The following is a 26,268-nucleotide window of genomic DNA, read 5'->3' on the forward strand; positions in this document are numbered from 1 at the left end:
TGTACACTTTGCCCATACGATATTCCTACAAGAGTGGATTTCAGAACCAATCAGATCCTAAATCCATTCTCGCTCAAACTCACAAAATTAATCCTGACACTCCACTAGGGCAAACGAAAAGCAATTATTAGCAGCCAATCTTTTTTTGAGGACTCAGAAAACACCTGGGAATCCAAGCCATCCTATGACTTACTGGATCCCAGATTTTCGCTACGCTATTCCCACTCGATCGTCCCAGGAGGCTTGGACGTAATGTCATAAACCACACGGTTCACACCGCGCACTTCATTAACAATGCGATTGGCAATTATTTCCAGCAGATCATAGGGAATGCGCGCCCAGTCCGCCGTCATGCCATCTTCGCTGGTCACAATCCGCAGGACGATCGGATAGGCATAGGTGCGTTGATCACCCATCACGCCAACACTCCGCACTGGGAGCAGAACCGCAAAAGCCTGCCAAATCTCGTTGTACAAGCCCGCACGGTTAATTTCTTGACGGACGATTAAATCCGCATCCCGCAGAATTGCTAACTTCTCATCGTCAATCTCACCCAAAATCCGAATCGCTAGACCCGGCCCAGGAAAGGGTTGACGGTTGACAATTTCTTCGGGTAATCCCAACGATCGACCGACCTTGCGCACTTCGTCTTTAAACAACTTGCGCAGGGGTTCCACCAACTTAAATTGCAGATCCTTCGGCAAACCACCGACGTTGTGGTGGCTCTTAATCTTCACTGCAACCCGCTCACCAGTCTTGGGATCCACGTTGGTATCCGCCGACTCAATCACATCGGGATAGAGCGTCCCCTGGGCTAGATAATCAAACGGCCCTAATCGCTTAGACTCCGTTTCAAAAACCCGAATAAACTCATGACCAATGCGTTTGCGTTTTTCTTCCGGATCAGAGATCCCTTGCAACTGAGTCAAAAAGCGTTCCTTCGCATTAACGTATTCCACCGGAATGTGGAACTGCTCTTTGAAGAGAGTCATCAAGCGCTCAGGCTCGCCTTTGCGCATAAAGCCCTGATCGATGAACATGCAGGTGAGTTGCTCCCCGATCGCTTTATACAATAGGAACGCCAACGTCGAGGAATCCACCCCCCCGGACAGGGCTAGCAGTACCCGCTTATCCCCCACCCGTGCGCGAATTTCGCGAATGGATTCTTCCACAAAGGTCGCTGTGGTCCAAGTGGGGTGACAGCCACAGATATGGTATACAAAATTGCAGAGCAGTGCTTGACCACCGATAGAATGCACCACCTCCGGGTGGAACTGCACGCCGTAGAATTTACGCTCATGGTCAGCGATCGCGGCGGAAGGGGTATTTTCGGTGTGAGCCAACAATTCAAACCCATCCGGCATCCGCGTCACAGAGTCACCATGACTCATCCACATGACGGAGCCTTCTTCCACATTAGTCAGTAGATCGGTGGGGTCATCGATCGAGACACTGGCTTTACCGTACTCACCTCGCTCAGCCCGCTCGACTTCGCCGCCCAATTGCTGCACCATCAACTGCATGCCGTAGCAAACCCCCAACACGGGAATGCCCAGCGTCCAGATATCGGGGTCACACTTGGGTGCGCCTTCGTCATAGACAGAACTAGGCCCACCCGAGAGAATGATGCCCTTGGGGTTCAGTTGGCGCAATTGTTCTGCCGTCGTCCGGTAGGACAATACCTCGGAATAAACCTGAGTCTCACGAATGCGTCGCGCAATCAGTTCAGAATACTGGGAGCCAAAATCCAAAATAACAAGCATCTGGCGGTTCACAGTCCCTAATTCGTCAGTAGGGGTCGCAGAGGATGCGACAGAAGATTCAACAGATTCTACGGGAGGAGTCACGCTCGTTTTCCTGATGCAATCCTGGGGTAGACATTAAACAAGACTTGACTTAAGTATGTTTTAAATGGATCTGAGCGCGCGCTTTATTCACAGTAAATTTTAGTATTTGGCTATTTTAATCACATTGTCAAACCGGACTCAAGTAACTCGGCGGCAATTTTGCTAGTCACCACCACATTTCGTCGCCGATCGAACAAAATAGTGCCGACTCGCACCATTTTTTCACTGTGAGTATAAATATAGCGCTGAGATCGATCGTCAATGGCAGCGGCGATCGATTCATACACCCGGCTTGACCAAGACGATTCAAGCGTATCATCCAGCTTGCGGAGGATGTTCAATCCAGCTTCTACGGTTTCCAGGGCTAGGAGTTTCTGGGCTTGGGCCATCGGCAACCCGACTTTCACCGCATGGGCCGTCAAAATTTCCTGGCGACCATCGGCCACATGGTGATGGGTATGGAAAATCCCCCCGGCCAATTTAATTAATTTACCGTGATAACCAAATAAGAGAAGCGATCGAACCCCTTGCAAACCCGCCTCCACTAGCAATGGTCCTAGCCAATTCGCTGTTTTGACCAATTGTTGGGGATTTAGCCCGAGTTTCGGTGCTAAATCTAAACCATTTTCGCCAATACAGAACACTAGCGCATCAAACTGCTGGGCTTTGGACTGTAATAACGATCGAAATTCCTCCAGTTGCCCCGGCGCACTCAACGGATGAGCAATCCCTGAAGTTCCCAAGAGAGAGAGGCCATCTACTACCCCAAAGGCTTCGTTGGACGTCCGCTTTGCCAGAGCCCGACCCTCCGGCAAAATCAACGTGACTTGAACACGATCGTCCGGCAACAACCACGGCTGCAAGTTTGCCAACATCAGCCGTTTAGCGTAGGCATAGATCGCTGCTTCCCCAGCCCCCTGGTTCAATCGACCAATCCCCTCGCCCCCTTGCAATACAATTCTTTCGGGGTGGGAATCAGGTAACCGAGACACCATAGCCCACACGGGAGTATTGCGCGTCAAATCGAGGTTATCGCCGGGATCACTCCGCGTAATTGCTAACGCTGTTGTTTGATTTAATCCTGAAATTTGTTCGATCGGAACATTAACAATTCCTGACGAATCAAGAAGATCAACGGCAACTGATGTGTAACATTGGGGATGGTTCAACCAACGTAGCGCCGCGATCGCAGCGGCACAGGCGAAAACAGGTAAGGTATATCCAGAACGAGGCGAATCAATCATTTATTTTTCGCTAAATCAAAAACTTGTTAACACAGATGTGAAGGGATGATGAAATTCATAGAATCCCCCTCTGCAATCAATTTTTTGTTTGCATAGGATTGAAACGTGATGAATGTCACCCGCTGTAGGTGAAATCGCACAGGCTACTGTCCATCAACTTCCCCTAATGTAGTTTTGCAGGGAGTTAGCATCCATCTGCACACCCAATCCCCCTTTAGCAATTTGCAGATTTTTTTAAGACTTTCCCCATTGGCCTTGCATTCTCTAACTTCACCCTATTTTGAGTTCACTTTGAATTCATGATGATTCTTCAATCGTGCAATCTATCCAGCAGTCTACCCAATTGCGTAGAGGGTTTTATGGAAGCCACTCCTGATCCAACATTCCAGAATGAGCACTTGCAGTTTCCAGAGACCGCCCAGACCAGCACAATCGTCTTGCAACCCTACGCATTGACCGGTTTGGACGGAGATCGGTTTCAAAATTCTTTAGAACAAGCATTACAGGAAGGCGAATCCGTGATTGTGGATTTGCTGTGGGTAGATAGCGTTGAAGATGAGGCGCTAAGCCTGTTATTGGCAGGGATGCAACAGGCCCTTGCCTTAAATAAGCCGTTATCTTTTTTGGGCATGGACGGAACCACTCGGGCAGCCCTTGATCACCTCTGGGAGCAGCAGCGTGAGCAAGACCACCTGATGCGGGACGAAGTCTTTACCGCTGAGTTTGAATCCTTTCTGGCGGGTTGTCGGCTCAGTTACAACGCTGTCTTGGAAGCCTAATCCTGGATAGAATCCTAACGTTTTAAGGCAAGGGTAAGACCGTCGCCGATCGGTAAGATACTCACTTGTACCCGATCGTCCTGGGCAACCCGTTGATTAAAACTACGGATAGTTTGCACTATCTTATCCGTAGACTTGGCATCTGCCACCCGGCCTGACCACAGGACATTATCCACTGCAATCAAGCCGCCTGAGCGCACGAGTTGAACCACGCGATCGTAGTAGTTTTGATAATTTCCTTTGTCCGCGTCAATAAATGCAAAGTCGAAACTCTCCGCATGCCCTTCAGCTAGCAGTTGGTCGAGGGTTTCCACCGCTGGAGCAATCCGCAGGTCGATCTTGTCGGCCACGCCCGCCGTCGCCCAGTAACGACGCGCGATCGCTGTATAGTCTTCGCTAACATCACAGGCAATCAGCTTGCCTTCAGGGGGCAGAGCCAAAGCCACGACCAGGGAACTGTATCCCGTAAACACACCAATTTCGATCGCCCGTTTAGCCCCCATCAACTGCACGAGGAGCGACATTAATTGCCCCTGCTCCGGGGAAATTTGCATCCGAGCTTGGGGATGGTTTGCCGTTTCCTGCCGGAGCTGCATCAGCACCTCCGGCTCCTGCAAGGAGTGGGCCAGAATGTATTCATAGAGAGACTCTTGCAGTCCCAGAGCATTTTTAAACATGGGCGATCGTCAACAGAAACATTGAGTCAGGCTGAAATTTTATCAGTTCTTATCTTTGAGTGTAGGCTGTCTGGTCTTCAGGTGTAGGCTTAGGGTAGTTTCTTGTGTGAATTACAGCGCTCCCTAGGAGATCATTCATGTCGCGCTTACTGGCTATGTCACGGCAATGGCTATCCCGATTCCAACAACAACTCCTGCAATGGTTGGTCTTTAGCCTTTGCCTCTGGATCCTGACGGCTTGTAGCCATGCTGCTAATCTACCGACTCAAGATTTGCTTGAGCGGGCGATCAGTCTACAAGTGGAAAGAATCCAGGCAACGTTGAGTCAACAACTTCAACTACCCGCCCCGACCCGTTCCAAAATTCAGGTGCGTCAAATTGAGGTGCAGAGCCAAATTCCTCTCCTGATCGAACAGCGGCCAGCCTATCACCTACGCGGCACCTATGATCTCATCATCAAGCAATCAGGCCATACCCTCCACCAACCCCATAACCCGTTTGACGTATATCTTCAGCAGCGACCGGAGGAAAAAACTTGGCACTTTGCGGAACCGAGCGCAGAGGATCCGAATCGCTGGACAACCCGCGCCCTGTCCTGAGTTTTAGCAATCCCAATTCTGAAGCAATAGCTAGGAGCAATCAGACGTACAACCTAGGATCTCCTGGATCTCCTACCCGTCAACGCCCTTCTCCCCATCCACCAAGGCCCGATCGGTCAAAATTTCGTAGCCCGTTTCCGTGACCAACACCGTATGCTCAAACTGTGCCGAGAGCGCGTTATCGATCGTAACTACTGTCCAGCGATCGGGCAGGACTCGCGTGTTTTTCGACCCTGCATTGACAATCGGTTCGATCGCCAAGGTCATCCCAGCCTTTAGCTTGACATTCGGCATTTCATGGGTGCGGAAGTTAAAAACAGAGGGTTCTTCGTGCAAATTACGCCCCACACCATGGCCGGTATAGTCTTCCACCACTTTAAAACCGTGGGACTCGACATAATCCTGCACAGCCCCAGCCAAGTCCAGCAAATAGGCCCCCGCTTTCACTTGAGCGATCGCAGCATACAGTGACTGTTCTGCCACCTGAATCAGCTTTGCCGCAGAGGGACTGACTTCCCCTCCTACCGCGATCGTAATGCAAGAATCACCGTGATAGCCGTTGTAGTAAGCCCCCGTATCCACCTTCAGAATATCTCCCTTGCGGAGAATTTTCTTGCGATTGGGAATACCATGCACAACTTCATGGTTTACGCTAGCGCAAATGGAAGCCGGGAAGCCGTGGTATCCCTTAAAGCTAGGTTTAGCTCCCATTTCTCGGATCCGCTTTTCGGCATAAGCATCCAAGTCCGCCGTCGTCATTCCGGGTTCAACCCTTTCGGCAATTTCTTTCAAGACTGTTGCCACAATGCGGCAAGACTGGCGCATGATCGCGATTTCTTGCTGGGTTTTGACAGGGCCAGTCCGCCGCTGTCTTAGCATGGGTTGCGGAAGTAGGTTGCTCAGAATATTCATCGAGTTTACAAGGAGTCCCAAAATTCAGGAGGGCTAATTTGAGAAGAGCAGATCAAGCCAACCTCTACGTTAGCGGAAATTTTTCCCAACTGATACCCCACTTTGATTCTCGGAAGAACCCGCACCTCCCAATTCACAAGTCGCCCAATCACATTTCACTCGCAATCACTATCGTGCCTCGCATCCCGGCTTCTGCATGTCCTGGAATCGAGCAATGCAGCTCATACTGCCCCGATCGAATCGGCACAAATACCCAATCTGCTTCTGCATTGGAGCGAATCTCCAGTTCGTGAATCGCCCCTTTAATTTCCACTTGTCCCGCATCTACCTTTTGCGACCAAATGCTATCGGCAAAGTCTTTAGCGGTGAAATAATGCTTTTGCCCACTGGGATTGGTGAGGTGGAGCTTGTAGCGTTTTCCAGATTCAAAGGTGAAACGATCGGGAATAAACTTCAGCTCTCCAGCCGGATTCCCCAAGCTGACCTGAAAGTCTGTCACCGGCTGATGGGCTAAATCGATCGCCCAAACTGGGGAGATGCATGCTAGCCACAGGACCAAGACTCCCAACCAACCAATTGCCCAGTGGCTCCACTGAACTAACTTATCTTCAACTGGGTGGAGAATTTTGCGTTTCATACTGGGAGGAGGTCAAGGAGGCTTGAACGCAAGGGAAGAGAGGGGAAGAGAGGGGACGCACGGTATAAGCTCATTATCGAAAATCTCTGAGGCAAGGAAATCGAGCTTACAGCTTTGTTACAGGCCCATCCGATCTCAAACAGTAGGGACGCTGGCAGCTCAACGGCACTTCTAGGGCATACTGCTCCAGAAAATCAGGATCGCCCATCACCGCAGCGGTAGAGCCGTCATAGACGATCTCGCCACGATGCAAAACCACCGTGCGTTCACACAAATCTAAGGCCAAATCTAAATCATGGGTGGCAATGATTTGCGTCAAAGACAGTCGATCGAGCAAGTGAATTAATTGTCGCCGCGATCGCGGATCTAACTGCGCAGACGGCTCATCCAAGGCCAAAACGCTGGGTTGCATGGCCAAAACCCCCGCGATCGCCACTCGCTTTTTCTCCCCCCCCGACAAGGCGTGGGCCATGCGATGGGCATAGTCCTCTGGCTTCAAGCCCACAGCCTTCATCGCCTCGATCGCGCGGTGCTGTTGTATTTCTGAACTCAATCCCTGATTTTTCGGGCCAAAGGTGACATCTTCCCAAACACTAGGCATAAACAATTGATCGTCAGGATTTTGAAAGACTAAACCCAGACAATCTCGTACAGAGCGCAACGTTTTCGGGGTCACCCGCCAATTTCCCACCTGCACCTGTCCCGCTTGGGGCAATAATAGACCATTCAGATGGTGTAGCAGGGTGGACTTACCCGATCCGTTAGCTCCTACGATCGCCACCCGTTGCCCCACTGCAATGGTTAAGTTGATATTCCGTAGAGCAGGGGTGCCATTGGGATAGCCATAAACGACGTTCTGAATAGCAAGGGCAGCAACGGCCATAGTGTACAACCACGACCCAAGTCGTTAGCAATGAGTAGAAGGACTGGTTTAGACGGGATTTTTACCGCACGATCGACGCCAGAACAGACTGTTGGCATGGCCCCCAAAGGCTCTAGAGTATCTTGTCTACGCCCATGCTGACTAGGATCACTCCAATCGTGTAGCTTAGTAAGCTGCTATCCGGCTTCGTCCAGCGCAAAGGGATGTCTTCTGTCACTAAGCCTGAATAGCCCCGTGATAACATCGCTTGATAAATACGATCGCCGCGATCGTAGGTACGAATGAATAAAGTCCCGATCGTCATGCCAACTACACGACGGTGCATTAGACGGGACAACAAAAGATTGCGAGACTGAGCCGCCCGTTGCAAGGTTTGGGCTTCTTCAAGCAAGACTGCTAGATAGCGCAACATCGATCCCACGATCGCCACTAACAACGGAGGTATTTTCAATTGTTTTAAAGCCTGTAGCAAATCTACTTGGCTAGTCGTCAGCGTTAATAGATTCAGCGCTATCAGTGACAGCACAACCTTACTCGCTAAACTACAAAATAACAGCAGTCCTCCTTGATAAATTTTCAACCCACTCCACTGCCACAACAAATCACCTTGCTCACGAAACAGCGTTCCCAATGCCAACACCAAAGCAAACCCCAGCTCTACTGTCAGTCGTTTCAGGATGTGTACAGCAGATACGGAACTGAGTCCACATAGCAGTAGCAGTCCTAGACCGATGATTGTTAATTGCCACCCCTGCTGCTGGTGCGTCAGGGCGATCGCAAATACCGAGATCGTGGCACAAATCACCCGCATCCAAGGTTGCGCATAACCAACCCGACAAGATGAATCCCATTGCCCGAGCAAAACAGCTCCATGCAAAATCATTTTTCGTCCCGTGGCGCGCTCGCTTTAGAGAGCATTACTTTGCCCAACCCCCAAGTCAAGCCAAAGGTCACCACCGTCCCAATTAACCCAGCCAACGGGGTCGCTAAGGATTCCGGCACCCCTCTCAATGCGTATTCATCAAACACTTGGTAAAACGGCAAGCGATGGGTAGGAGGATCTTCCGCTGCCCGATGGTCGAATTGATGATCTTGAGCCACCCGATCAAGACCATCCGGATTTTGGCTGGCCCAAGGCGACAGAACCATCGCAATGCCCACTGCAATGCCTAAAGAGCCCCAGTAAAACCGACGAGACCGTTGAGATACCTGAATTCTCTGCATTAGCCAATTTCTCCAGACGAAACCACCCCTCGCTCTCGGGGCGCTTTGTAAATTAATTCGGGTCGGAGACGCCGCACATAGTCTAGGGCTAGCACGGTAATCGCTGCTTCCCCCACACCAATAAACCCATGCCAAAACAGCATAGCGCCCAGAACCAACCCTAAGTCCACCGTCCCTGAAAGCCCAATTTGCAACGCACAGAACAAAGAAGCCATCACGACACTGACCCAGCCCGCGATCGCTGCCCCCAGGATGACCCCAGCCCAGCGATCGGGTCCGATGAGACGCCGGATCCCCTTGTAGAGGTAATAGCCACCAAAAGTTCCCACCAGCCCCATATTGACAATATTGGCTCCGAGCACTGTCAGCCCACCGTCTTGAAAAAATAGCGCCTGTACTAGAAAGACTACTGCCATCACCAGGGATCCGGCCCAAGGCCCCAGCAAGACGCCAGCCAACGTTCCTCCCAACAGATGGCCTGACGTGCCCATGGGAATGGGAAAGTTAATCATCTGAGCCGCAAAAATAAAAGCTGCACACACGCCCATTAGGGGAACAACCCGATCGTCATAGGTCGCCTGCACTCGCTTGAGGCAAAGGGCAATCAGCCCCAAGGCCAATCCCCAAGTTCCCAGCCAAATCATGCTTGCGATCGGAGTCGTTGCATTCAAATAACCATCCGGCATATGCATTGCCAAGAGTGAATAGCGAATCATGGGGGTTTCCTGCTTGTGTCATCTACTACCTTCGACCCAGTTTTAGTAAACATCCGATCATGATTCAAATTCAATCCAGACGGGGGGGATGGGCTGCCACATTCAATTGAGAATCCTCCCGATCAAGAATCCCCTTTCCCAAAAAACTTTGCCGGAGATCTAGACTTAGAGATGAAGCGTACGCTAAAATTAGCAATTGTGAGTTTTTAACGAACCCGCTATGAACGCCCAGGAAATCATCCGCTCTTTAGAAGCGGAACAGATGAAGTCAGATCTTCCGGTGATTCATGTTGGCGACACTGTGCGCGTTGGCGTGAAAATCCGCGAGGGTGACAAAGAACGGACTCAGCCCTACGAAGGGGTGGTGATTGCTAAGCGTAGTGCTGGCATCACCCAAAACATCACTGTACGTCGAGTTTTCCAAGGCGTAGGGGTGGAGCGGGTATTCTTGATTCACTCCCCTCGTATTGAGAGCGTAAAAGTTCTCCGTCGGGGTAAAGTGCGTCGTGCGAAGCTCTTCTACCTCCGTCAACGGACTGGTAAGTCTGCCCGTCTGAAACAGCGGTTCGATCGTGCAATCTAAGTTCCACATCAATCTTTTGAGAAATTGCTAGACTAGGAACGAAAGTTAGGTAAGATATGGAGTAGTTCAGACGCATGCGTCCTTAGTTCAGTTGGTAGAACGCAGGTCTCCAAAACCTGATGTCGGGGGTTCGAGTCCTCCAGGGCGCGCTGAATTACTCCATTGAGCTTAAAAGACCTCGGTGTAGGTCAAGTCATTCGCTATAAAATATCTGTAGAAAATGACTTCAGGTACGGCTAATCCTTAGCTTATGCTGGGTTGAGGCTGTACCTGTCTTTTCTGGAAAGTTTTCCATATTGAGTTCAACGGTGGTGATGGTCATGGCAAAGAAAGATGATACTGCGGTACAAGAGCAGAAGTCTGCTTTCACTCCTAATACTTTCATCCAAGAAACCAAAGAAGAACTCGGGAAAGTAACCTGGCCTAGTCGTCAGCAACTCATTAGTGAGTCGATCGCAGTTATCCTGATGGTTTCGCTGTCGGCGACCTTGGTTTATTTCATTGACCAACTATTTTTGTGGGCACAGGGGAAGGTGTTCGGAGGATGACGTACACATCAGACGATTCCATGGGTCTGTCCCATTCTGATCTAGAAGAAGGGGCTGATGAAGCGCAACTGATCAAGCAATCCCGCTGGTATGCTGTACAGGTCGCTTCTGGCTGTGAAAAGCGAGTCAAAACAAACTTGGAACAGCGGATTCAAACCCTGGATGTAGCTAATCGGATTTTGGATGTTCAGATTCCTGAAACTCCCATCCTAAGACATCAAAAAGATGGTCGCCCCAAGGAAGCCAGCGAAAAAGTCTTTCCAGGCTATGTGTTAATTCGCATGGTCATGGATGATGAGACGTGGCAGGTTGTCAAAAACACGCCAAATGTCATCAACTTTGTTGGTGCTGAGCAGAAGCGCCGCTATGGTCGAGGTCGAGGTCATGTGAAACCGATGCCCTTAGCCTATACCGAAGTGGAGCGAATCTTTAAACGCTCTCAAGAGCAAGAACCCGTCAGAAAACTGGATATGGCTGCCGGGGATAAGATTATGGTTCTGTCTGGCCCCTTCAAAGATTTTGAGGGTGAAGTGGTTGAAGTTAGTCCCGAACGCAGCAAGCTCAAAGCGCTGCTCTCCATCTTCGGGCGAGAAACGCCTGTGGAACTGGAGGTCAACCAAGTTCAGAAGATTGAGTAGATCTCAGGAAATTAGCAGTCAATGGCAAAGAAAGTAGTTGCAGTCATTAAGCTCGCGATCAACGCGGGCAAAGCAAACCCGGCACCCCCCATTGGCCCAGCGTTGGGTCAACATGGTGTCAACATCATGATGTTCTGTAAAGAGTACAACGCCCGTACCGCTGACCAAGCTGGCATGGTGGTACCCGTTGAGATTTCTGTTTACGAAGATCGTAGCTTTACGTTCATCCTAAAAACTCCACCCGCTTCTAAGTTGATCGCCCAGGCTGCGGGAATTTCTACCGGCTCCGGCGAACCTAATAAGAAGAAAGTGGGTTCGATCACCAAAGCGCAGTTGGAAGAAATCGCTAAGACCAAAATGCCTGACCTCAACGCCAACGATGTTGAGGCTGCAATGAAGATCATTGCGGGCACTGCCAAAAATATGGGCGTCACCATCAAGGACTAAATCCCCTTGGAGTTTTCCTAGGTCGATCTTTAGTTGTTTTGATCCGCCTTTTGTCCAACCCATTTTCATTCACAACGGGGGAGAGAGACTCTCGTTATCACCCCAGGAGTATTCAATGACTAAAAAAGTATCCAAGCGCTTGCGAGAACTGCAAGCCAAGGTAGAGCAGCGTGCCTATGAGCCTTTAGAGGCCATGAATCTGCTCAAAGAGACTGCAACTGCTAAATTTTCTGAATCCGCTGAAGCTCACATTCGGCTAGGGATTGATCCCAAATACAACGACCAACAACTGCGGACAACTGTGGTTTTGCCTAAAGGGACTGGGCAAACCATTCGGGTTGCAGTCATTGCTCGCGGTGAGAAAGTGGCTGAAGCCACCAACGCCGGGGCAGAAGTGGTCGGTTCTGAAGAACTGATTGACGAAATTCTCAAGGGGCGGATGGATTTCGACCTGTTGATCGCAACCCCTGATGTCATGCCCCAGGTCGCTAAACTGGGTCGTGTGCTCGGGCCTCGGGGCTTGATGCCTTCGCCTAAAGCAGGTACGGTGACCACCGATTTACCCCAAGCGATCGCTGAATTTAAAGCCGGGAAGCTGGAATATAAAGCTGACAAAACCGGGATTGTTCACATTTCCTTTGGTAAAGCTAATTTCAGTTCAGAGGATTTGCTCGCCAACCTGAAAGCTTTGCAAGAAAGCGTGGAGCGCAATCGGCCTTCGGGTGCGAAGGGGCGCTACTGGCGTACGATTTACGTCTCGGCAACCATGGGTCCTGCGATCGAAGTAGACATCAACGCACTGCGTGATCTTAAAGTCGCTGAAGTTTAGGTTAGATTGCCTTCGTCAATGCAACCTATAATCTTCATTAGAACTGAAACTTAGATTTGCATTGACGATTGCAGCACCCGTTGCTAAAGTAAGTTGTCGAAGTTTTTGGAGTCATTCCAAACGAAGCATTACTCGCAATTGAATAGCAAGCCGCAGAAAGCAGGTGTTAGGAGTAAAGTTCCTGCCGAGGTTTGAGATTAACAGTCTAGTATTCACTAGATTGATTAAACCTCGGCGCTGCAAACCGAGGTTTTTTATTGCACTCCAGAGTCATGCACATCAAGTTTCAACGTTCAAGTATCCCGGTTAAGGAGGTGATATCGAATGGGTAGAACGCTGGAAAATAAGAAGGCCATTGTTGAAGGGCTGAAAGAAACGCTGAGTGAGTCCACGTTAGCATTGGTCATTAACTACCAAGGTTTGACTGTTGGAGAAATCACGGATCTGCGTCGTCGTCTGCGGGAAAAAGGTGCAACTTGCACTGTCACCAAAAACACCCTGATGAACAAGGCGATCGCAGGTGACGAGCGCTGGGAGCCAATGTCTGATTTGCTCAAAACCACGACTGCTTTCATCATGGTGAAAGAAGATATTGGTGGCGCAGTTAAGGCATACCAAGAGTTCCAAAAGGCTGCTAAGAAGACGGAAGTCATCGGCGGCGTAATGGACGGCAAGCTCCTAACCGATAAGGATGTGAAGGCGATCGCAGATCTGCCATCCAAGGAGCAACTCATCGCGCAAATCGCAGGTGCGATCAATGGCGTCGCGACCAAGCTGGCAGTGGGCATCAACGAAGTCCCATCCGGTCTGGCACGCGCTATCAAGCAAATTTCCGAGAAAGAAGCTGCTTAGTTGCAGTTTGCTTCAAAACAAATCGATCGGCTGTATAGTGCTGTGCTGTCTAGTCGATCGGTCTGGGAAATCGACGAAACATTTTCATTGATTAACGGAGAATATCCAATGTCTGCTGTTGCTGAAATTATTGAAAAGCTGAAGGGTTTGACCCTTCTGGAAGCTGCTGATCTGGTTAAAGAAATCGAAGAAACCTTTGGTGTCAGTGCTGCCGCTCCTGTTGGTGGCATGATGATGGCCGCTCCTAGCGCGCCTGCTGAAGCCGCTGAAGAAAAAACCGAATTCGATGCAGTGTTGGATGAAGTTCCTGCTGATAAGAAGATTGCCATCCTCAAGATCGTTCGTGAGATCACCGGTCTGGGTCTGAAGGAAGCAAAGGATCTGGTTGAATCCACGCCTAAGGCGCTGAAGGAAGGCGTTGCTAAGGCTGATGCTGAAGCAATCAAGAAGCAAATTGAAGAAGCTGGCGGAAAGGTTTCCATCAAATAATCCATGAAGCCCCATCGCTTCGTTTAAAAAAGCATTCCCGAAGGAATGCTTTTTCTATTATTTAGTTTTTTCCACTGGTAATCCAAGAGTCCTGCTGTTCGAGCATTCTAGTCTGCATTATTGATGACGATTTAGAAGGTTGCTGAAGAGCTTGCCACCTAGGCTTGCCCTACAGCTAATCTGGCGGTTCGTCTAAACAACAGTTGTTTTTTGAGGTGTCTCTGCCATCAAGAGTCCGACAGTCGATCAATCATTCAGTCTCTCTATTGCAGCATTACTCAAGGATGCAATAGGCAATCACTAAACAGAATCTATCCCCCCCGATCTACGATCGCGCCATAGGTTGTAGAAGGAAGGGGACAAGCTTTCGACAAAGCACAGCTTTCGACAAAGCACAGTTGCGGCTGTCTTGGCTGCTATATAGCCCCTGCCTTCCCCCTAGGTCAAAAATTCTCTTCAGGGATCAAATCGATAACGTGAGGATTTTTTGACGACAAACCTCTGGGACTTTGGCGTTTCAAGCGTTATAGTAGTGATTGATAAAGAGAACTTGTATTTCGGTTACACAGCGAATCCTTGTTGCAGAATTTCACTTTCCAGCACAGACGCTCCGAAACTTGCCTCTCTACTTTTAATGCTTTTTGGAGCGTCCTATGTCAATTTATGTCGGCAACCTGTCTTACAGTGTTACTCAAGACGACCTGAACGAAGTGTTTGGGGAGTATGGCACAGTCAAGCGGGTGCAAGTTCCCACCGATCGGGAAACCGGCAAGCCCCGGGGGTTCGCCTTCGTTGAGATGAACTCTGATGAAGAAGAAGAAGCCGCGATCGCGGCTTTGGATGGTGCAGAGTGGATGGGTCGTGACCTCCGAGTCAATAAAGCGAAGCCTCGTGAAGAGCGTCCCAGTGGTGGTGGTGGTGGTTACAACCGCAGCGGTGGCGGCGGTGGTTGGGGTGGAGAGCGTCGTGGCGGTGGCCGTCGCTACTAAGCCGTGATTGCTCAGCTCCATTCATGTTGTAATTTACTGTCCATTCGCCCAAGGAGAGCAAACAATGGCTCAGGTTGTCATTGGCGAGAATGAGGGTATTGAGTCAGCCCTGCGTCGTTTTAAGCGCCAGGTTTCTCGTGCCGGCATTCTTCAAGATGTTCGCAAAAATCAACATTTTGAGACGCCGCAAGAAAAAGCACGCCGTAAGGCCAGTGCTCGTCGTCGCCAGGGTCGTGGCCGACGTTAGGGTTTTGTAAAACCTGACAAGAAAAACCACAAGGAAACATAGACGTCCTTGTGGTTTTTTCTATTGGTTAATTTCTATTGGTTATGAGCTCTAATCCAGACGTGAGTTTGATGAAGTCGTGGTGGAGCTCGATCGTTGGGGCTGTTGCGCAGCAAAGATCGGAGAACGTCTCCCCTCAAGGCCGTTTGCTCTGGTATGGCATCAGGCAAACGACCTTGTCCCGCCCTTGTCAGGGGACTACTCTACTCCCCTGACACCCCAGTGAATTCTCCGGCTAACCACAGGGAATTTGGGAGGAAGCACTTGCTGGTCGAACTGACGTTAACCAGTGGATCTAACCTTTCCACAATTCCCAAGACCCAAGAGATTCGGAGATTGCCAAGGTCACAGCAGGTAGGGATTCTGGGGGATCATCGAAAACTTCAGTGCAGAGCAGTCTTGAATCACACGGCAACATCTAGCTTCGATCACGAAGCACCCGGTGTCGAGCCCATAAAAACATCCTTGGAAAACATTTCTGTCAGAACAGTCAGATAGGGCAAGAGCACCTTCACCTGATCACTTGGCAAGAAATTATGGATTTCCCAATTCAGCGTTTGCAACATATCCCGCACCAGTTGCCAACTGACCCGAAGTTGGGGGTAGAGCATAACACAGAGTGGGAAAAGTTGCTGTTGCACCGATCGAATACTGCCCTCCAAAACACAGAGACAGAGATACACTTGGAACATCTCTACATCTCGAATGCTGGAAATCATGACATAGCGAGATTTTAAGTTACCACTAAAACTGTGATAGTTCGGATGAAGATGATGAATTTGTTCACAGACTCGATAGGCAATCTTCGTACTGACGGGTAGTAAAGATTGGGTTGCTTTGAGGGCTGGGGAAGTAATGGAATGCTCTGCCGCCGCTTGATAGGCATCTCGCAGTGGCATATACATATGGTCATCCATAACCTTGACGTAGGGTTCAATCAGTAACCGCTCCGCAGGCGTCAACAGCGCTAACAGCAATTGTCCAGTGTAGTGAAACTGCATGCTAACAAACCCGATCGCGCGTGGATCATGGCGAGTATATTCCTGGCGCATCCGACCACAGGCATCGCCAATAGAAACAGATAATCGCCGCGCCGTTTGCCGCTCACGATAGCCTTCTAAAGTCTTTTCATACAAAGCATGGGAATCAGCAGCAATCTTCCACGGATCAATGTGGGCAGGATTAATACCATGGCGCTGAATTTCTGTCGCCAGTAGCGATTCCGTTTGTGACCAAGCCTGGGCACTGGCCAATTTGAGCGATTTCAGCAGCTTATCTGCGGTATAGCGCCGCCCTTCGGGGGAGGCCACATCAGCTATCTGCTTCGGTAGAGAATTGTGAGTTTGTTCTTCGTTGTGCGTGACCGAAACAACATACTTTCTTGCCCAAACCGCAGCCAAAGAATGGGAATTTGGCTTGTCAAAGGGAACTCTGGCATTGGGAAGGAAATTGTCACTGTAGCCCGACGAGCTCGACCTATCAGAAGAACCGAACCTATCAACAGCGAAATCGGACAGAGGCACAGAAGAATATTCCATTCGTGACACCTGACTTTCGGGGAAGGCTAAATAAAGACGCAGAAGAGATCGCGCGTCGGAGAACAAACCACTGGGAAACCGATCGAAGAAACGAAACCGGAGTCCTCCAGTCACTCAGATGAGATCGTAACTAGTTCTTACAGTCCCATAACTTTGTGAAAGATTCGTGGAAATACTGAAGAGAATTATTTAACTTTACTTTACTTAGAGCCTGAATATAGCGTATTTACGGAGGCAAAACCAATCACTTCTTCATTTTTCGTAAAGATTGATTTTAGAAAAGTGCGTTACCCTGGCGGAAATTGACAAGTTGCATCTAGTCAACGCAACTTAAATCTTTCAAGTTGAAAGATTTAATCATGAGGGCCATCAACCCAATAGACAGACTCTTAAGGCGAGAATGGAAAAGTGGTTTAGTATGCGAATTTTGTATAGATTAGCTTGAGTGCGTTACTACTAGCTACAACGCTGAATGCAAGCTAAAAATTGTAAAATGAGTGTTGTGATTTTTCAAATGAGCGTTGACATCATCAGTCACTTTAGACTCAGTCACTTTAGACAAAGTAAAATCATTATCAACTGGTTTAAAATTTTGGCAGTAGATTGTATAGAACCCATTCGAGATTGTTGCCGTAATCCCTTCTGAGAGCACATTTCAAGGTATATCCTCAAATCATGCTACAAGCCTTGGGAAGTCAAGGTTCTCACCATAGATTGCAAACAGGCTCTATATGCTAAAGCTCAGGATGTGTAGGGATTTCGTCGTTTTTAGTCAATTTGTCTTTTTTCGAAGTAATTCAAGAGAGTTACAGCGGATTGCATACCGACATTGCATAACGACAAGGAAGAGATATAACGCCTGAAGGCTATTCTATTGTGGGTGCTGTGTCAATCAGTCCAGTAAAAGGCTGTATGTCTTCTCAAAAACGTCAAGGTAAATTAGTTCAGTGGACCGCCGATCGAGGATTTGGGTTTGTCAAAGATGAGCAAAATGGACAGAAAATTTTTATTCACATCACCGCTTTCCAATCTCTAAAAATTCCCCCTCAAGTGGGAGATCTTCTTACATTTCACATTGGAACCGATCGTAAGGGCCGATTAAAGGCAGAAAATGCCCATTTTCAGGTAAACAGGTCTTTCTTACAGCGAGCTTTAGTCACAGCCTATCGCTGTCCGCAATTGTGGACAACGATGCTGCCATTAGGACTTCTCAGCAGTATTCCTTTCCTAGGCAGCGGATATTTTTGGCGGTTAACAAATTGTGGTATCCCTTTCGCACTCTATGCTGTAATGAGCCTATTAACGTTTTGGGCGTATCAAAACGACAAGCGTCGTGCAAAGCGCAACCAATGGAGATGGCCCGAACAGGTTTTACATTGTTTGGAGTTCTTCGGTGGCTGGCCCGGTGGCCTCATGGCCCAGCAAATCTTACGCCACAAAACTCTAAAAACCACCTATCAAATCTCTTTCTGGATCATCTGTTCTTTACATTTCATTGGATGGTTCGTCTGGTTCGTCGTCCAAAGCAGATCATGAACTTGCTTAGCAGACTGCCCCCCCTTTGTCACCCTGATCTCGTCTCTTGGGAATTTTAAGAACTCAGCTTGTAGATTCCTTGACAGGACTAGGAACGGGACAAAATGGAGAAAATTGCCATTTTCTTGGATGCGGAAAGTCTGTCAGGTCGATTGAGTTCGGTGGAAGGAGAACCCATCATCGATCGCTTGCGCAAATTAGGCACGATTATCGTGCGACGGGCCTATGGTAACTTCAGCCAGAACTGCGTCAGCGCCCACCAAAAGGAACTCAATCAACAGGGGTTTGAACTGATCCACACCTTTCATCCTGTGAGTGGTAAAAATTCGGCAGATATTCAAATGGTGGTGGATGTGATGGATTACGTCAGCCGCATCCCCGAACTTCAAGTGTTTGCGATCGCGACAGGGGATTCGGATTTCTTGCCCCTCTACCGTCGCCTCCGGGAACTGGGTAAATCGGTGATTGGCATTAGTACACGATCGACCACCGCAACATTATCCGCCCACTTTGATGACTATATCCAACTTTGTCATCTTCCCCAGTCTCCCGGTGCAACGGAACCTAGATCCACCAGTACCAGCATAGTCACAGCCGTTCAACCGACACCCTCGCCCACAACAACCTTTCCCCTGGGGTCTGATCAGATTTTACCTCTCTTACAGGAAATTCTGCCCTCTAACAAAATGGGCATTAAGCTGGCCACATTAGTCAAACATCTCAAACAGAATCCTGAGCTTGCCGCCCAACCTTGGGCAACTGCCGATCTACAACACTGCCTTCAACGCCTACCCAATGATGTGATGCTCATTGGAGACAAGGTTTTTAGTCCAGAGCAGGGCAGGGCGTTTCAAGCCAGCCAAGCTAATCTTGCGGCAACCAGTTCAAAAACAGCCAGTTCAAAAGTTTCCCAGACTCAGCAACAGGCGATCGAGCACTTGCGGGAGATATTGTTAGTCATGACGAATGGCATTAGCCTCAGCAAGCTGGAGGTTCACTTAAAGAAACGGATGGCTTCCTTTTCACCACAGGCGATCGGCTTCGAAACCTTCCTCGCCTTTTTGCAGAGCCAGCCACAGGTGGTTTATCTGACCCTCGATCGTAAAAAAGCCTACCCTGCAGGCCAAACACCCAATACAGGACAGGATAAAGCGGTAGTCGTAACCCAACAAATTCTAAGCCAAACACCAAAAGGAATCGAGGTTAGTAGCCTCAAGAATGAAATCCGTCGGCAATATAGCAAGTTCGACGAAAAGAAACTCGGCCACAAGCGGTTTCTTGACTTTTTGAAAAGTCATCCTAAGGTCATCAAACTAGAACAGAAGGGAAAAACCTGGTGGGCTAAAGCCGTTTGAGCCTTCTTGCTACCCTCTCCCCTACCAATGAATGCCATCGGCAAGATAAAAGCCGGACGATCGTCGCCCGTAGGCCGCACCAAGCCGATATAATGGGAGACTGCATTTTCGCTCAATGAACCCTCATGGCTTCCGAAGACCTGCGTGCCACTCGCATTGAAAAACTCGAACAACTCAAAGCATTGGGGATGAATCCCTTTGCCTATCAGTGGAAATCTAGCCATTCGATGGCTGACTTGCAGTCTAAATATGCCGACCTACCGAACGGCGAAGAGCAACCGGTTGAAGTTGCCGTCGCAGGTCGCATTATGGCACGGCGGGTCTTTGGCAAGCTGGCGTTTTTTACCCTTCAGGATGAAACCGCCAATATCCAACTCTATCTAGAGAAGAATCGCATTCAGGAGTTCATGGGCGATCGGGATGCCGATGCCTTCAACCATTTGAAATCGCTGACGGACATTGGGGACATCATTGGCGTCAAGGGAACCGTGAAACGCACGGATAAGGGTGAGCTTTCGGTGTACGTGAAAGAGTACACAATGCTTACCAAATCGTTATTGCCGTTGCCTGATAAATTCCACGGTTTAACGGATGTAGCAACACGCTATCGTCAACGCTACGTTGATTTAATCGTCAATCCTGAAGTCCGCGAAACCTTCCGGCGTCGGGCATTGATTACGGCATCAATTCGGCGATATTTAGATCAACAAGGCTTCATTGAGATCGAAACGCCAGTGTTAATGGGTGAAGCCGGGGGGGCTGATGCAAGGCCCTTTGTCACCTACCACAACACGTTGGAAATGGAGTTGTATCTCCGCATCGCCACGGAACTGCACTTGAAGCGCCTCGTGGTGGGTGGCTTTGAGAAGGTATTTGAACTGGGTCGGATTTTCCGCAACGAGGGCGTTTCTACTCGGCACAATCCAGAATTTACGTCGATCGAGGTTTACCAAGCCTACGCTGACTACAACGACATGATGGATTTAACCGAAGCCATCATTACCACCGCAGCCCAGGAAGTTCTGGGAACCACGCAAATTACCTACCAAGGGCAAGCGATCGATCTCACGGCCCCCTGGAAACGGATCACCATGCATGATGCGGTGAAGGAAGCCACAGGGGTTGATTTTGCAGCCTTTACGGATTTAGAGGCGGCCAAGCAAGCGGCTAAAGCAGCGGGCATCCATGACATTGACGATTGTCCGTCGATCGGGAAGTTGCTGAACGAAGCCTTTGAACAAAAGGTGGAAACGATGCTGATGCAGCCGACGTTTATTCTGGACTATCCGGTGGAAATTTCACCGCTGGCCAAGCCCCATCGATCGAAGCCAGGATTGGTGGAGCGGTTTGAGCTATTTATTGTCGGGCGAGAAACGGCCAATAGTTTCTCAGAGTTAACCGATCCGTTAGATCAGCGGGCACGATTGGAAGAGCAGGCTGCCCGGAAAGCGGCGGGAGATCTGGAAGCGCAGGGTGTGGATGAAGATTTCCTCTGTGCGCTGGAGCATGGAATGCCACCTACGGGAGGATTGGGCATTGGGATCGATCGGTTGGTTATGCTGTTAACCGATTCACCCAGCATTCGCGATGTGATTGCCTTCCCATTGTTGAAGCCTGAGAAACCCGAAGGCGAAGAGGGGTAAATTCTCAACTTAAGGGTCAACGGAAGAGGTCGCTATCTTCAGAATTTCAAAGATTGGACGACCTCTTTCAGCTCTTGATTTAGGGGAAAACTCTTTTCGCAGTTTGCCCACAGGCATTCACAAAAGTACTGTCAAACGCACCCCCAACCACGCCCCCAACGAGAGGTACTAGCTTCATTAAGTTAACGACACCTTTTTCACCGGCCTTAGTAACTAATCGAAACCCAATCTTCTTATTAATTTCAATTAACACTTTGCCAGGAATTTGTTTGATCAGATTTTGAGAAATCTTAGTACCTACAGCAATACCAGCATTCTTTAGAATTCCTTCTGCTCCTTCCCCCATCAGGCATAACAAAACCATCGTTCTAACAGGCTCAGAATAGACATCATATCCTCGTAATGCTGCAACTGTTGCTGCTGTATTGGCACCTAATGCATAGGAAGCAGCTAGACCAGCCGGAATCGTGATCGGCATAGCTGCAATACCACCTAAACCACTAATAAAACCTGTACCCGCAGCATGAGCTGTTCGCCAAGCGATCAGAGAACTAATTGCATCTTCAACACTTTCTCCCTTGCTGAGGTATGCAGATGCATCCTTATCAGCCGGCGGTAGAATTCCAAAACCATTAATTCCTACATCAGCAATCCATTCCAGAGTGGACTGGACTAAATTGCTTTCATGATTATCTGAACTAGCTGCAACCATAAATTCCTACAGTCACTAATTACCTAACTTTTTGTAGAATAATTAGTTTCCATACAGCAACCGGGATATCACGGGCTAAGTAACAAACGCGGCTGAGCGACAAAACCATAGTTGCAGTCTAATTGAGCAGTTTAGGATCCATCTAATAAAGTTCGAGATAGCAAAGCTGTTTTAATCCGCTCAATTACTAGAGCTTCTTCATCTGTAATAATCCCGTCAAATTCTGCTATTTTCTGACATTGTGCCAGGATAGAGACCGCAAAATTTTGGTCAACGTTAGCCAGTAAATCTTCCAACCTTGGTGGAGAGGCCAAACCCGCAATAACTTCGATCGATGCAGGGCTAAAATGCATTTTTTGAAGTTCTAGGAGAATTTGTCCCCAGGTTTTATCAGGATTATTTGCCATCACAACATATGCCAAGATTTGATCCATTAGTATTTCTTGTTGTGTAACTGCAAGCACAAAGTCTTCATTCTCCGCTTGAGACGCTTGTAAAGCAGATTGAGACTCCAGGGGGTTCACTTTAGCCTCATAGAATTGGCAAGCTGTATGACCTAAAACATAAATCATTGCAGCATTACTACTTGCTCCGATTACCGCACCAGCAGCAGGAATATTCCTGACAAACCCTAAACCCGCTTTCAGTGCAGCATTCCCTCCTAAGCCTAATCCAAAAATAGCTAGGACTTCACCACGACGTGCAGGATGATCTAGATCTAGATTATAAGCCGCCGCAATTTGGTAAATCATTTCCGCTTGCAAAGCAGTTGTTGCAGCTAAATCTAAGGCAAATAATCCTGCCGCCACACCCGGTAAAACACTACTAGCCAATCCTGAACCGCCTGCATAGACAGACTTGCCCACTATGATGCGATTCGCAATTACCCTAGAAGATTCATGGGGATACTTAATCTGAAGCTGACGAACTTGCTCTGCTGCCTGACGAACATTTACCTGATCGATGAACCGAAACAGCAAATCATCTACATCCAGCTTCTTAGTGAGTTCCCGCAGTTGCGGATTGTCGCCAATAAAAGATAGCATTTGGCTCAACCCATCTGGTATTTGCATTGCGGCAGTCGCTACCACGCTAGTTGCTTGCACTGCGGCATCACTCACCATCCCAGCAGTGCCTGTCACAGAACCTGCCATAGAACTACCGGTTTGCAGTACAACCTCAGTCGTTCCAGTTACAGCTCCAACCACCGCCCCACCTGCCTGTGAGGCAACTCCACCAACGGCACTTGCTGCACCAACAACTCCTCCCCAGAAACTTTGGAATAGGTTTGGAGATGCGCTTTCCGCAGGAACCATCTTGGATTCCTGAACTGGGGCAATTTCTAAGGGTAAAGATAACTGCTCGTCTTGTGAATTCATAACCTTCTAGCCAGTATCTATTGTTAGAGAATATGAGGCTAGTATGCCCTCCATCCCCCCATCGAGAACGCTATTTTCATTCCAAGCCATCTGTCACAAACCGTTCCTAGAATGATTTAAACCATGAATTTCATTAGGAATTGATTGCCCGTGGCATGATCTAAGGAGGCCGTCTTGCATCTTCCCCTGGCATCTTCTTTATGTCATCTATTTCTGTTTCTCACCTCAGTAAAATGTATCCCGTTGCCGTCAAAGAGCCGGGACTCAAGGGCACGATCGAACACTTTTTTAAACGCACCTACAAAGAAATCAATGCGGTGCAGGATGTCAGTTTTGAGATCCAACCCGGTGAAATTGTTGGGTTTCTGGGCGCAAATGGAGCCGGAAAAACGACCACCCTAAAAATGTTAACGGGACTCATCCATCCTTCATCGGGCAAGGTTCAAGTCGCAGGTCACATTCCCTTCAAGCGGGAATCCGCCTTTCTGCGAAAAATCACTCTCGTCATGGGGCAGAAGCAGCAACTAATCTGGGATTTACCCGCAATGGACTCCTTGCAAATTAATGCTGCGGTCTATGGCCTGAGCGATCGGGCTGCCCAAACCCGCATTGATGAACTAGCAGAAATGCTGTCCCTACAAGGCAAACTCACCCAACCTGTCCGCAAGTTATCCTTGGGTGAACGAATGAAAGCAGAATTGCTAGCCGCATTACTCCATGAGCCACAGGTATTATTTCTCGATGAACCAACCTTGGGATTGGATGTTAATGCGCAAGTTGCCGTTCGGGAATTTCTTCGGGAATACAACCAACGCTATAACGCAACAATTTTGTTAACCAGTCACTACATGGCAGACATCACGGCACTGTGCGATCGTGTCCTGATGATTCACCAAGGCAAGCTAATTTACGACGGTAGCCTAGATGGGCTGATCGAACAATTTGCCCCCTGCCGCGAAGTCCACGTTGAGTTTGCCTACGCCTACCACAAAGCCAAACTACAACAATACGGCGATGTGCAATCGATCGATGGCTCCTCCGTGCGCTATCTCGTTCAACCAGAACTGCTCACCAAAACGGTTTCCCAACTCTTGGCTGACCTGGAAGTGGTGGACTTAGCCATTAGCGATCCCCCGATCGAAGAAATCATCGGTCGAGTTTTCCAAGTCGGTCAAGTTGTTTAGCCTCCCTCGCCCCATCTGCCACCTATGAAACGACTCTCCATTATCTTTGCAAAGTTGCTGTCCACCTACTACGCCTACATGCTGGAATATCGGGCAGAACTGTTGCTGTGGGCGCTCTCCGGCTGTCTTCCCATCATTCTCATGGGCGTATGGACTCAAGCAGCCCAGGGCGGAGCTTTTGCCCTGACCTCAGCCCAATTTGCCCGCTACTTCCTCGCCATTTTTCTGTGCCGTCAACTCACGGTGGTCTGGGTAATTTGGGAGTTTGAACGGGAAATTGTTGAAGGGAAATTAGCCTTTCGCTTACTACAACCCCTTGACCCCGTTTGGCATCACGTTTGGTCACACATTGGAGAACGTTTTGCCCGTTTGCCCTTTATTGCAGCCATTATTGGACTTTTTATAGTGCTCTATCCCAGTGCTTTTTGGATTCCAGATTTAGGTACTCTAGCATTGTTTCTTCTAGTCTCTATTTTTGCCTTTGCATTGCAATTCCTGATTCAATATACCTTTGCAATGTTCGCCTTTTGGACAGAAAAAGCCAGTGCCATCCAAGAACTGTGGTTTCTCTTTCATCTCTTTCTATCGGGTAGCATCGCCCCTTTGGAAGTCTTTCCCCCCAACGTTCGGCAGGTGGTGGAATATCTTCCCTTTCCCTACATTCTGCATTTTCCAGCCAGCATCCTGACTGGACTGCCAGTTAATTACGTCCATAGTTTTCTGATCATGGGAAGTTGGGGCGCTATTTTCTACGGCCTCAATCGTTACTTGTGGCGCAAGGGATTAAAACAATTTTCAGGCATGGGAGCTTAGGATGAAACTGAACCTTAAGTACCTCGATCGATACATTCGTCTGATTCGTTTATTTTGGAGTACCGCGATCGCGGCGGAACTGGAATATCGAATGAACTTTATTTTTTCGGCCTTAACCAGTTTAGGAGGTCTAGCTGGCAGCTTATTCGGGCTGTTTCTGTTCTATGGCCAAGGCTACCATTTCCAGGGCTGGAGTTGGGAAGAAGCCTTAATCGTTGTGGGCATTTTCACCTTTCTGAAGGGATTCTCAACCGCCTTTCTCGCGGCCAATCTGAACCGAATCGTCAAGCATGTTGAGAAGGGAACCTTAGATTTTGTCCTGCTCAAACCGATTAGTTCTCAGTTCTGGCTATCGTTCCATAGTATGTCCCTTTGGGGATTACCCGATATGCTCTTTGGACTATTTATTATTTTGTATGCCGGAGCGATTCTTAAGTTATCAATCTTAAGTTATTTATTTGGTTTGTTACCGATCGCCTTCGGAGCCATTATTCTCTATAGTCTTTGGTTTATTCTAGGCGCAACTAGTATTTGGTTTACGAAGATTTACAACATCACTGAAGTTCTCAAAGGCTTAATGGACGCCGGTCGGTTCCCTATGGTGGCCTATCCCGTCTCCTACCAAGTCTTCTTTACGTTTATCGTTCCCGTCGCCTTTCTAACTACGGTTCCCGCAGAAGCACTTTTAGGTCGTGTCGATCGCGTTTGGATCATCGGTTCTGCCTGTCTGGCCATTTTTCTGCTTTGGTTTTCCAATCAATTTTGGCGATTTGCCCTGCGCTTTTATACCAGTGCTTCTAGTTAAAGCAGATACCCCTGCTTGACTGACAAAACTAGAAAGCCGGAATGTGCTTGAGGACAGTGAATTCACGCTGCAAGGATTGTTCCGATTGACGGTATGAAGCCATAGTGGGTTCAGGGTCTGGAGC

The 26,268-nt window shown here is 48.8% G+C and carries 29 protein-coding genes, 1 tRNA gene and 1 other annotated feature; of the genes, 18 read left to right on the top strand and 12 right to left on the bottom strand.

The features are described from left to right. Positions 1-215: 215 nt before the first annotated feature. A complete protein-coding gene (gene guaA, locus ACN4EG_RS21540; protein ID WP_431632252.1) occupies positions 216-1,847 on the bottom strand; it encodes a glutamine-hydrolyzing GMP synthase in 1,632 nt (543 codons plus the stop codon). Between the two features lie 119 nt (positions 1,848-1,966). Further along, positions 1,967-3,091, bottom strand: coding sequence for a cobalt-precorrin-5B (C(1))-methyltransferase CbiD (cbiD, locus tag ACN4EG_RS21545; RefSeq protein ID WP_431632253.1), 1,125 nt, complete (start codon positions 3,089-3,091; stop codon positions 1,967-1,969). Positions 3,092-3,450: 359 nt separating this feature from the next. On the opposite strand from cbiD, the gene ACN4EG_RS21550 reads away from it, so the two are divergent. Further along, entirely contained in the window at positions 3,451-3,870 is a 420-nt protein-coding gene (locus ACN4EG_RS21550) for an STAS domain-containing protein (RefSeq protein ID WP_431632254.1), read from the top strand. A 14-nt stretch (positions 3,871-3,884) separates the two neighbouring features. Here ACN4EG_RS21550 and ACN4EG_RS21555 read toward each other — a convergent pair whose 3' ends face one another. Continuing rightward, positions 3,885-4,547, bottom strand: a complete 663-nt coding sequence (locus ACN4EG_RS21555) for a class I SAM-dependent methyltransferase (protein WP_431632255.1) — start codon at positions 4,545-4,547, stop codon at positions 3,885-3,887. A gap of 137 nt (positions 4,548-4,684) precedes the next feature. Here ACN4EG_RS21555 and ACN4EG_RS21560 point away from each other — a divergent pair, with 137 nt between their 5' ends. Continuing rightward, positions 4,685-5,146, top strand: a complete 462-nt coding sequence (locus tag ACN4EG_RS21560) for a hypothetical protein (RefSeq protein ID WP_431632256.1) — start codon at positions 4,685-4,687, stop codon at positions 5,144-5,146. A gap of 72 nt (positions 5,147-5,218) precedes the next feature. Here the strand turns inward: ACN4EG_RS21560 and map are convergent, their stop codons facing one another. From map to ACN4EG_RS21590, 6 genes are all read right to left on the bottom strand, one after another. Further along, on the bottom strand, positions 5,219-6,025 hold the full coding sequence (map, locus tag ACN4EG_RS21565; protein ID WP_431632257.1) for a type I methionyl aminopeptidase: 807 nt from the start codon (positions 6,023-6,025) through the stop codon (positions 5,219-5,221). A 181-nt stretch (positions 6,026-6,206) separates the two neighbouring features. After that, complete coding sequence (locus tag ACN4EG_RS21570) at positions 6,207-6,695, bottom strand: plastocyanin/azurin family copper-binding protein (protein ID WP_431632258.1); 489 nt, start codon at positions 6,693-6,695, stop codon at positions 6,207-6,209. 106 nt (positions 6,696-6,801) lie between these two features. Further along, positions 6,802-7,578, bottom strand: coding sequence for an energy-coupling factor ABC transporter ATP-binding protein (locus tag ACN4EG_RS21575; protein WP_431632259.1), 777 nt, complete (start codon positions 7,576-7,578; stop codon positions 6,802-6,804). 112 nt (positions 7,579-7,690) lie between these two features. Then, positions 7,691-8,461 carry a cobalt ECF transporter T component CbiQ gene (cbiQ, locus tag ACN4EG_RS21580; RefSeq protein ID WP_431632260.1) on the bottom strand — a complete coding sequence of 257 codons (771 nt, stop codon included), beginning with the start codon at positions 8,459-8,461 and terminating at the stop codon, positions 7,691-7,693. Beyond that, on the bottom strand, positions 8,458-8,802 hold the full coding sequence (locus tag ACN4EG_RS21585) for a PDGLE domain-containing protein (RefSeq protein ID WP_431632261.1): 345 nt from the start codon (positions 8,800-8,802) through the stop codon (positions 8,458-8,460). Before ACN4EG_RS21585 ends, cbiQ begins: the two co-directional genes overlap by 4 nt. Then, entirely contained in the window at positions 8,802-9,518 is a 717-nt protein-coding gene (locus tag ACN4EG_RS21590; RefSeq protein WP_431632262.1) for an energy-coupling factor ABC transporter permease, read from the bottom strand. The genes ACN4EG_RS21585 and ACN4EG_RS21590 overlap by 1 nt, the downstream gene beginning before the upstream one ends. Before the next feature lie 220 nt (positions 9,519-9,738). Here ACN4EG_RS21590 and rplS point away from each other — a divergent pair, with 220 nt between their 5' ends. From rplS to rpsU, 10 genes are all read left to right on the top strand, one after another. Further along, entirely contained in the window at positions 9,739-10,101 is a 363-nt protein-coding gene (rplS, locus tag ACN4EG_RS21595; RefSeq protein WP_431632263.1) for a 50S ribosomal protein L19, read from the top strand. Positions 10,102-10,177: 76 nt separating this feature from the next. Next, a tRNA-Trp gene (locus ACN4EG_RS21600) sits at positions 10,178-10,250 on the top strand. A gap of 171 nt (positions 10,251-10,421) precedes the next feature. After that, the gene (gene secE, locus ACN4EG_RS21605; protein WP_431632264.1) at positions 10,422-10,649 is read left to right on the top strand and encodes a preprotein translocase subunit SecE; all 228 of its coding nucleotides are present in this window, start codon (positions 10,422-10,424) and stop codon (positions 10,647-10,649) included. Beyond that, a complete protein-coding gene (gene nusG, locus ACN4EG_RS21610) occupies positions 10,646-11,287 on the top strand; it encodes a transcription termination/antitermination protein NusG (protein WP_431632265.1) in 642 nt (213 codons plus the stop codon). Before secE ends, nusG begins: the two co-directional genes overlap by 4 nt. 21 nt (positions 11,288-11,308) lie before the next feature. Then, positions 11,309-11,734, top strand: coding sequence for a 50S ribosomal protein L11 (gene rplK, locus ACN4EG_RS21615; protein ID WP_190572186.1), 426 nt, complete (start codon positions 11,309-11,311; stop codon positions 11,732-11,734). A 115-nt stretch (positions 11,735-11,849) separates the two neighbouring features. Then, positions 11,850-12,563 (top strand): 50S ribosomal protein L1, encoded by a 714-nt coding sequence (rplA, locus tag ACN4EG_RS21620; protein WP_431632266.1) that lies wholly within the window; start codon positions 11,850-11,852, stop codon positions 12,561-12,563. A gap of 132 nt (positions 12,564-12,695) precedes the next feature. Next, positions 12,696-12,828 (top strand) — a sequence feature (ribosomal protein L10 leader region). Between the two features lie 59 nt (positions 12,829-12,887). Beyond that, positions 12,888-13,415, top strand: coding sequence for a 50S ribosomal protein L10 (gene rplJ / locus ACN4EG_RS21625; protein ID WP_431632267.1), 528 nt, complete (start codon positions 12,888-12,890; stop codon positions 13,413-13,415). Further along, complete coding sequence (rplL, locus tag ACN4EG_RS21630) at positions 13,416-13,904, top strand: 50S ribosomal protein L7/L12 (RefSeq protein ID WP_431632268.1); 489 nt, start codon at positions 13,416-13,418, stop codon at positions 13,902-13,904. Positions 13,905-14,557: 653 nt separating this feature from the next. Continuing rightward, positions 14,558-14,893 (top strand): RNA recognition motif domain-containing protein, encoded by a 336-nt coding sequence (locus tag ACN4EG_RS21635; protein ID WP_431632269.1) that lies wholly within the window; start codon positions 14,558-14,560, stop codon positions 14,891-14,893. Between the two features lie 64 nt (positions 14,894-14,957). Next, on the top strand, positions 14,958-15,140 hold the full coding sequence (gene rpsU, locus ACN4EG_RS21640; RefSeq protein WP_190572197.1) for a 30S ribosomal protein S21: 183 nt from the start codon (positions 14,958-14,960) through the stop codon (positions 15,138-15,140). Between the two features lie 467 nt (positions 15,141-15,607). Here rpsU and ACN4EG_RS21645 read toward each other — a convergent pair whose 3' ends face one another. After that, positions 15,608-16,579 (bottom strand): hypothetical protein, encoded by a 972-nt coding sequence (locus ACN4EG_RS21645; protein WP_431632270.1) that lies wholly within the window; start codon positions 16,577-16,579, stop codon positions 15,608-15,610. A 1,050-nt stretch (positions 16,580-17,629) separates the two neighbouring features. On the opposite strand from ACN4EG_RS21645, the gene ACN4EG_RS21650 reads away from it, so the two are divergent. The 3 genes from ACN4EG_RS21650 (at position 17,630) to lysS (ending at position 21,251) form a co-directional block, all read left to right on the top strand. Next, positions 17,630-18,253, top strand: a complete 624-nt coding sequence (locus tag ACN4EG_RS21650; protein ID WP_431632271.1) for a DUF1294 domain-containing protein — start codon at positions 17,630-17,632, stop codon at positions 18,251-18,253. Positions 18,254-18,357: 104 nt separating this feature from the next. Next, positions 18,358-19,608, top strand: coding sequence for an NYN domain-containing protein (locus tag ACN4EG_RS21655; protein ID WP_431632272.1), 1,251 nt, complete (start codon positions 18,358-18,360; stop codon positions 19,606-19,608). 125 nt (positions 19,609-19,733) lie between these two features. Then, complete coding sequence (gene lysS / locus ACN4EG_RS21660) at positions 19,734-21,251, top strand: lysine--tRNA ligase (RefSeq protein ID WP_431632273.1); 1,518 nt, start codon at positions 19,734-19,736, stop codon at positions 21,249-21,251. Positions 21,252-21,330: 79 nt separating this feature from the next. Here the strand turns inward: lysS and ACN4EG_RS21665 are convergent, their stop codons facing one another. Beyond that, the gene (locus ACN4EG_RS21665) at positions 21,331-21,963 is read right to left on the bottom strand and encodes an EcsC family protein (RefSeq protein WP_431632274.1); all 633 of its coding nucleotides are present in this window, start codon (positions 21,961-21,963) and stop codon (positions 21,331-21,333) included. 131 nt (positions 21,964-22,094) lie between these two features. After that, complete coding sequence (locus tag ACN4EG_RS21670; protein WP_431632275.1) at positions 22,095-23,342, bottom strand: hypothetical protein; 1,248 nt, start codon at positions 23,340-23,342, stop codon at positions 22,095-22,097. Between the two features lie 200 nt (positions 23,343-23,542). Here ACN4EG_RS21670 and ACN4EG_RS21675 point away from each other — a divergent pair, with 200 nt between their 5' ends. The 3 genes from ACN4EG_RS21675 to ACN4EG_RS21685 are packed head-to-tail and all read left to right on the top strand — an operon-like array spanning position 23,543 to position 26,144. Next, complete coding sequence (locus ACN4EG_RS21675; RefSeq protein WP_431632276.1) at positions 23,543-24,526, top strand: ABC transporter ATP-binding protein; 984 nt, start codon at positions 23,543-23,545, stop codon at positions 24,524-24,526. Positions 24,527-24,550: 24 nt separating this feature from the next. Next, positions 24,551-25,339 carry an ABC transporter permease gene (locus ACN4EG_RS21680; protein ID WP_431632277.1) on the top strand — a complete coding sequence of 263 codons (789 nt, stop codon included), beginning with the start codon at positions 24,551-24,553 and terminating at the stop codon, positions 25,337-25,339. Position 25,340: 1 nt separating this feature from the next. Then, positions 25,341-26,144: an ABC transporter permease gene (locus ACN4EG_RS21685; RefSeq protein WP_431632278.1), complete on the top strand. Its 804-nt coding sequence runs from the start codon at positions 25,341-25,343 to the stop codon at positions 26,142-26,144. Positions 26,145-26,268 lie beyond the last annotated feature (124 nt).

This window comes from Alkalinema pantanalense CENA528, assembly GCF_050753345.1.
Classification (GTDB): domain Bacteria; phylum Cyanobacteriota; class Cyanobacteriia; order Leptolyngbyales; family Leptolyngbyaceae; genus Alkalinema; species Alkalinema pantanalense.